This is a genomic window from Chamaesiphon sp. OTE_20_metabat_361 (assembly GCF_031364565.1).
The window spans coordinates 1-7,111 of record NZ_JANLWO010000858.1 but is presented as its reverse complement, the minus strand read 5'-3'; the positions used below and the strand labels follow the sequence as shown (position 1 = coordinate 7,111).

General features: G+C 44.6%; 8 protein-coding genes. 4 read left to right on the top strand and 4 right to left on the bottom strand.

Features of this window, described 5'->3' with window-relative positions; translation table 11 throughout:
* From RMO35_RS24150 to RMO35_RS24135, 4 genes are all read left to right on the top strand, one after another.
* A partial coding sequence (locus tag RMO35_RS24150) for a cation:dicarboxylate symporter family transporter (RefSeq protein WP_309745130.1) occupies positions 1–195 on the top strand: 195 nt, incomplete at its 5' end.
* Between the two features lie 5 nt (positions 196–200).
* Positions 201–1,130: a bestrophin family ion channel gene (locus tag RMO35_RS24145; RefSeq protein ID WP_309745128.1), complete on the top strand. Its 930-nt coding sequence runs from the start codon at positions 201–203 to the stop codon at positions 1,128–1,130.
* Between the two features lie 262 nt (positions 1,131–1,392).
* The gene (locus RMO35_RS24140; protein ID WP_309745126.1) at positions 1,393–2,202 is read left to right on the top strand and encodes a prohibitin family protein; all 810 of its coding nucleotides are present in this window, start codon (positions 1,393–1,395) and stop codon (positions 2,200–2,202) included.
* A 183-nt stretch (positions 2,203–2,385) separates the two neighbouring features.
* Complete coding sequence (locus tag RMO35_RS24135) at positions 2,386–3,756, top strand: MATE family efflux transporter (RefSeq protein ID WP_309745124.1); 1,371 nt, start codon at positions 2,386–2,388, stop codon at positions 3,754–3,756.
* A gap of 53 nt (positions 3,757–3,809) precedes the next feature.
* On the opposite strand, the gene RMO35_RS24130 is transcribed toward RMO35_RS24135, so the two are convergent.
* The 4 genes from RMO35_RS24130 to RMO35_RS24115 are packed head-to-tail and all read right to left on the bottom strand — an operon-like array spanning position 3,810 to position 6,998.
* Positions 3,810–4,550, bottom strand: a complete 741-nt coding sequence (locus RMO35_RS24130) for a prepilin-type N-terminal cleavage/methylation domain-containing protein (protein ID WP_309745122.1) — start codon at positions 4,548–4,550, stop codon at positions 3,810–3,812.
* Between the two features lie 4 nt (positions 4,551–4,554).
* On the bottom strand, positions 4,555–5,943 hold the full coding sequence (locus RMO35_RS24125) for a hypothetical protein (RefSeq protein WP_309745120.1): 1,389 nt from the start codon (positions 5,941–5,943) through the stop codon (positions 4,555–4,557).
* A 1-nt stretch (position 5,944) separates the two neighbouring features.
* Positions 5,945–6,430 (bottom strand): GspH/FimT family pseudopilin, encoded by a 486-nt coding sequence (locus RMO35_RS24120; protein WP_309745118.1) that lies wholly within the window; start codon positions 6,428–6,430, stop codon positions 5,945–5,947.
* Entirely contained in the window at positions 6,408–6,998 is a 591-nt protein-coding gene (locus tag RMO35_RS24115) for a hypothetical protein (protein WP_309745116.1), read from the bottom strand. The genes RMO35_RS24120 and RMO35_RS24115 overlap by 23 nt, the downstream gene beginning before the upstream one ends.
* Positions 6,999–7,111 lie beyond the last annotated feature (113 nt).

The window sequence follows — 7,111 nt, the reverse complement described above, 5'->3', positions numbered from 1 at the left end:
GTGACGATGACACTGGTATTTACCTCCGTGGGATTGCCGACAGAGTACATTGCCATTCTAATTACGGTAGACTGGTTTCTCGATCGCTGTCGAACGGCGATTAATGTGATGGGTGATATGACTGTCAGTGCTATTATCGATGGCAAACAGCAAAAATTCCCCGCTAAAGCGATCGAAATCGTCCCAATTGAATAACTATTATGAGTGCCGAGCAAACAGGCTGGTTTAAAGTTGCCTTTAGAGTTCAAGGATCGGTTATTCCGACGATTTTTGGTCGCGTTTTATTGTGCGGTGCTTTTGGCTTATTTATCTCAGTGCTATCTTTTTATAAGATTCAAGTTGCTGGTAAAGCTTTAGGGGGGATAATTCCGAGTATTGTATTGGGTTTACTGCTAGTATTTCGGACGAATACTGCCTATGAAAGATTTTGGGAAGGTCGTAAAGCTTGGGGAAGTATTGTCAATAATACTCGAAATCTCTCGCGATCGATCTGGGTCGCGATCGCCGAACTCGATCTCACTCATCGCATCGAAAAAGAGCGTGTCTTAAAGCTATTAGTTGCCTTCGCCGTGGCAACTAAATTACATTTACGCTCTCAACAGGTGGACGAGCGGCTAGAAAAGCTGGTTTCTGCATCGCAATTTACCAAGCTTCAGTCGGCGAATAACCCACCACTAGAAATCGCATTTTGGATTAGTGACTATCTTCAAGCAAAGCAGGAACAGGGGCAGCTCGATCTATTTCAAATGAATGAATTGCAAAAAATATTAAATAGCCTAGTCGATATGCTTGGTGCCTGCGAACGAATTCTCCGCACGCCGATGCCATTAGCTTATGCAATTCATCTCAAACAATTGCTGATGCTCTACTGTCTATTATTACCTTTTCAAATTGTTGAAGAACTGATGTGGTGGACGGCACCAGCGATCGCACTAGTTAGTTTTACACTATTTGGGATTGAAGCAATCGGCGTTGAGATTGAAAATCCCTTTGGTACCGATCCTAACGATCTACCACTCGATAACATTTGCACGACGATCGAACGCAATATCGAGGATCTAATCAGTATCGAACCCCATTATCGGCGATCGAGTATGTATGGAATTAGTGCGGGGGAGCAGTTAAATTAACGTCAGTTTGGGATAATGAAGAGCCTAGAGACTGGCAGTCTCGGCACATGAAACGCAGTCCGCCTCTGTCTCCCGACGGTTTGCGGATGGAATCGCGCTGAGGTGTGTCCTTCGTGAATAGCGTTCCACCAAGCAGAAGAATCAAACCCAACACCCCTAACCAAAGTCTCTTTCATCTATCGAGCGACATTTATGTCAGCTCAGATGCTCTTTTAGAGAATCGAGTTATAAACTAGTAAGTGAACCGATAAAAGTAGCTTAGATGACCGATCGCAATAATTTTGACTGGAAACAAATATTAGCTATTAGCTTTGTAGTTATTTTAGCGATTATCGGATTTAACTCTTTTGTAGTCATCAATCCCGGTCAAGCTGGGGTAGTCAGCGTCTTGGGTAAAGCGGCTGATGGCGTGCTGTTAGAAGGCGTTCACTTCAAACCACCGCTGGCTGGTAAGGTGGATGTCTACGATATTACCGTCCAGAAATTTGAAGTTCCCGCCCAGAGTTCTACCAAGGACTTGCAAGATCTTACTGCTAGTTTTGCCATCAATTTCCGCCTCGATCCGCTCCAAGTCGTCAATATTCGCCGAACTCAAGGTACCCTCGAAAATATTGTCTCGAAAATTATTGCCCCCCAAACGCAAGAATCATTTAAAATTGCTGCTGCTCGGCGGACAGTCGAAGAAGCAATTACCAAACGCGACGAACTCAAGCAAGATTTCGATCTTGCTCTCGGCAACCGCTTGGAAAAATATGGCATTATCGTCCTCGATACAAGCGTTGTGGATTTAGATTTTTCGCCCGAATTTTCTAAAGCGGTAGAAGAGAAACAAATTGCCGAACAACGCGCTCAAAGAGCGGTCTATGTCGCGCAAGAAGCCGAGCAAGAAGCTGAAGCAAATGTCAACCGAGCCAAGGGACAAGCCGAAGCCCAGCGACTATTACGGGAAACTCTTACCGCCGAACTATTACAAAAACAAGCGATCGATAAATGGGATGGTAAATTCCCGCAAGTAATGGGCGGAAATGGGGCACTACCATTCATCAATATCGAACCTAACAAGATGAATTGAGAATTGAGAATTGAGAATTGAGAATTGAGAATTGAGAATTGAGAATTGAGAATTGAGAATTGAGAATTGCGGATGCAAACACGCGGAGGTTCCCTCCGCATGTGTTGCACCAAGCAGCGGATGCTAAGCTGTGCCGACGATCGCGAGTAGATTCGATGACAGTCTTTATACAATTTAAATAGGATGAATAACAGCAGATCCATATTGACTCGATCGCTACTTTATAGTGAAGTTACCGCCTTTTTAAAACTAGCTATGCCCCTAGCAGGCGTCCAACTATCTCAAGCCGCGATCGGGTTTGTCGATACATTAATGATGGGTCGGATCGGGCTAGAAACCCTAGCTGCGGGTGGATTAGCGGCACTAACTTTCAGCGTATTTCTGTATACGTCATCAGGGATACTCATGGGTGTCAGTCCGATCGTTGCTACTGCTTACGGCGCTGGCAATAAACCCGAAATCGAGCGGGTAGTTCAGCAAGGCTGTTTGCTCGCGCTCTGTATTGCTATACCGATCTCATTTGGTATTGCCAACTTTGATGTCTTGATGCGGCAGTTAGGACAGGCTGAGACGACGGTAGTTTTGGGCAATACTTATCTCGATATTATGGTGTGGGGCTTTTTTCCCGCTTTGGGTTTTGCCCTGCTGCGTAGCGTTGTCGCAGCAATGTCTCACACTCGCATCATCATGGCGATCGCGATCGGTGGGACGATAATTAATATCATCGGTGACTATGTTTTAGGTTTTGGTAAATTTGGATTTCCCCAATTGGGCATCGCTGGTTTAGCATTAGCTAGTATCTTGGCCATCTGGGTGATGTTTTTAGCTCTAGTTGGCTATATCCTCACCCAAAAAGAACTCAAAACCTATCGATTTTTCCGTCAAATTTATCGAGTAGACCGCCAAACGATCGCATCATTATTGCGGGTAGGCATCCCAATTGGCGTTGCCACTGCTTTAGAAATCGGACTATTTGCGATCGTTACCTATTTGATGGGTTCGCTTGGTACTGAAGTGTTAGCAGCGCATCAAATCGTCCTGCAAACGATCGCCATTACTTTTATGGTGCCATTGGCAATGTCTTATGCCGCTACCATTCGAGTGGGACAAGAGATCGGACAAAATGGATTAATCGGCGCTACTCGTGCTGGTTATATCGGCGCTGCGATCGGGTTAGGATTTATGATATTGATGGCAGCAATTTTACTGATATTTCCCCGTCAAATTATCGGAATCTTTATCGATATTAGCGATCCTCGCAATACAAATGTCGTCACTTTAGCCACCGGATTGATGACCATCGCTGCCATTTCTCAGATTTTAGATGGCCCTCAGAAAATTATTATGGGTGCCCTCTATGGGCTACAAGATACCCGGATTCCGATGATCCTGAGTTTCTTAGCCTTTTGGGGTATTGGTTTAGCGAGTGGCTACTGGTTGGGCTTTCATACCTCTCTAGGTGGCAATGGCTTGTGGATCGGGCAATCGATCGGAATTGCCATTTCTGCTGTGATGTTTTTCTGGCGTTTTCATCACTTAGTTCGTGTCAAATAATTTGACTACTTACCTGGTTCAATAATCCCAGAACTCAAATAGTCATTCGTTATTTAGTTACTGCGCGTCACCACCAACGCATTTACCGATTGACTTTTAGCAGATGCACTTGGTTGTTTATACATCCATAGTTTCACGGATTTTTTATCCGGTGCGATACAGGCATAAAATCCCAATCGACTAGTTACAATTGGTGCAGCATCGCTATAACTACTCTCACAAGAGATTTTCGCTTGTGCTGAAGCTACATTACTAATGCGATCGACCAACACTTCGTTATAATATTTTACTGGAGCACCAGGAAGCAGTTGGGTGACATCATTACCTTTGCCATCACTATAGTTACCATTTTGCTTGAGAGTCGGCCCCCAGCGATAAATTACCTTAGATCCAGCCCAAACGCTACGATTAGGTGGCTCTGCTAAATAGTACACAATTGGATCGGTTAGGCCACTATTTAAAGCTGGATATAAAACTAGAATTGGTTGAGGAAGATCGATTCCTGATGCCTCGCGAAAGTGATTATTAGTTGTTAGCGACGAAATACTGTCGGTCTTAATTTCCCTAGACATTTTGATTTCGTCAGTCATAAATGCCAGCGCTTGTTCGAGTTCGAGTCGATCTGCCGTTTCGATTTGACTGCGCTGATTGGCCTTCATCAGTGAATATAATCCGCTACCTGCTAAACTAATAACTAGCCCGGTAATCGAGATAGCGACTAATAATTCAACTAATGTAAATCCCTTTTGAGTTTTCGCTCTACTTAAAACTACCCAACATTTAAATCTGTTCATAAGATTATCCTTCTACGCGCTGCCAAGAACTAATTGGACTGAGTTGTGATGGTTGTGCAGGTTTTGCAATACCAAAATCAGCCCAGTCACCCATCTGGATAATCGGTAAATTATTTGGACTAGTCATCGAATCCCAACTGTTGACCCAAACTGCACCAGTAATATTTTTACTGGGATTGGCAGGAGCTGCGCTGATACTTTTAACATTGGCGAATGGCGCGTGGATAAATGCGGTAATTGAGGCAGTATCTTTAATGGTTAATAAAAGTGTTTGGGGGCTACCATAGATCCGGAGATTGGGATGAGTGGAGTTGACATTTGCAGTTTGACTGCCAGCTAAATCTATATTACCTTTTAGATACAAGTTGACCTTTTGACCGGGGGCGACATTTAGCTCGATCCGATCGGGATCTTGTAACTTAATTGAGTGGTTAGAAGTAAAATTATCGATATCTACTAAGTAATGATATTCATTGTTAGCATCGTGCAGATCGCCCGGTCGCGGAAACTTAATCGAACTAGTAACTGCAGATATTGAAATTGCGGTATTCGGCGCAGTTTTGGCTGGAGGAATGGGGATGAAAGGATCGGCGATAATTTCACCGCCGGGTATACCGCCGACTATGGCAATATTGCTAGAGCCGATGCCTACGATCCCGTCAGCATCGACAGCAGGTAATTGTGGACAAGTAACGCCTCGAACTTGTCCCGTAATTTTATGGCTAGAATGGAGATCGAAGGTATTTGCCCATAATGCTGGTGGAGCAATTTTTGCTGACTCACTCCCGACTGGTATTTTAACCAGCAGGGTATTTTTAGCAATATTTTGAGAGTTATTATAGCGACTAATTTCACCAGCTATCGTTAATTTTCCAATGCCGTTTTGATATTGATAGTCAACTATTTTGTATCTACCTTTGCGCGGATCGCTCGGATCTAAGTCGATCCAGTTATGATTTTTAAGTATACTAGCTTGAGTAGTTGCCGAAGTTAGATTGATTAAGTGGCAACCTGTTTGAACTGATGGCAACACCGCAATGGTATTCGACCAGAGTGACAAGTCTTTAGTTGCTAGAAATCGATGCCGATCGAGAAATGATTGAAATCGGGCTATACCAGCTTCAGATACACTTAATGCTCGATCGATCTCCCGTTGTGAATTATTCGTCACGGTGTCGCTCTGAGAACGCCCGATCAGACTAGCAGCGACAATAATCGTCACTAAACCCATGCCTAAAGCTAGGGGGGTAGCAAAGCCAGCTTCAGGACGATCGTGGGTTGACTTTTGAATTTTTACTAAAAAATATTTCACGATTATTACTAAATTTTGCTGACGATAATTAGATCGATCGAACTTGTTGATAATTTTAAACTCGATAACTGAAATCGCCACTTTATGACTGCAATTTCTCACAGTCATGAGTAGTAAGATCGTAACTACCGGGCCGAATGATTCCGAGCGGTGCTGAGACAGTCAAGCAACGATAATTAGCTGTATTTTTAACTTGCAATAGGATCGATTTATTATCGGTAGTATTGCCACGCATCCCATAATCGATATCGCCAGTACCTGTATAGTCAAGCTTAATTTCATCTGGTAAAGTCCGATCTCCCGATAACAAACACCCTTGTTGTCCGAGAATTTTGCCAGCGGCTTTATCTAACGTCAGCGTACAAGTGCGATTGCTGCGGATTGCCTCTCTTTGGGCTTCTTGGAGACTCGCTACCACCATATCGGTAGCTTGGGCTAGCTTGGCACGGTGTAGCGCGGCGATCGCACTTGGAATCGCGATCGCCACTAAAATGCCCACGATCGCGAGTACAATTAGGGACTCAGCTAGTGTAAAACCGAGATCCCTACTGACACTGGAATGCTGCATCAGGAATGACCTCTGTATATAAATGGAGAATTGGCTGCTCTAAATTTCCCCCAGTGGTGGGAGTGACGGTATATTGAATCCCAAGAATCTTGGCGTCGGGATTTTCTGAGGTGGCGGGAATGCTCAGCTTGCGGGCAATTTGAAAGGTTTTGCCCGTCTGACTGGTTGCGACTAGTAAAGCTAAATTGTAGTCAACAATGCCAGTAACATCGCCGCCAGCCAGTCTATCTCTGACTAAATCGGCAAATCCGAGATCGGCACTCAGGGGACGACAGCGGGGACGCTGGGCACCAAATGGGAGCTGGCTGATGGCGATTTGCGCCCGCATCTGCTCGATGTCTGCTTGTACCCAGCGGTTGGCTTCGGATACTTGTAAAGCTTTTGCCTTGAGTAACATCGCTACCACCATTCCTTGCATCGCGACGGCGACAAAGGTGGTAGTCAATAAAATTGCTACTAATACTTCTGAAAGGGTAAACCCAGCTTCAGGCGTCACACAGCGGTTAATTAGCCGCCATTGAGATCGAGGGTGAAATGGAACGAGTCGCTGGGGCTGGATTGTGTACATTAAATTGACAGCCAGATACCCCCAGCGGGGGATCTAGGAACCTAGAATTTGTTGAGGTTGATACCTGCATCCTTAGCCATTGCTGCCAAACTTTTGATTTCTAAAGTTTTGAT

Coding starts and splice junctions, on each gene's coding strand:
- RMO35_RS24130 (WP_309745122.1), bottom strand. CDS start 4,550: ATGAACAGATTTAAATGTTGGGTAGTTTTAAGTAGAGCGAAAACTCAA.
- RMO35_RS24145 (WP_309745128.1), top strand. CDS start 201: ATGAGTGCCGAGCAAACAGGCTGGTTTAAAGTTGCCTTTAGAGTTCAA.
- RMO35_RS24115 (WP_309745116.1), bottom strand. CDS start 6,998: ATGTACACAATCCAGCCCCAGCGACTCGTTCCATTTCACCCTCGATCT.
- RMO35_RS24140 (WP_309745126.1), top strand. CDS start 1,393: ATGACCGATCGCAATAATTTTGACTGGAAACAAATATTAGCTATTAGC.
- RMO35_RS24135 (WP_309745124.1), top strand. CDS start 2,386: ATGAATAACAGCAGATCCATATTGACTCGATCGCTACTTTATAGTGAA.
- RMO35_RS24120 (WP_309745118.1), bottom strand. CDS start 6,430: ATGCAGCATTCCAGTGTCAGTAGGGATCTCGGTTTTACACTAGCTGAG.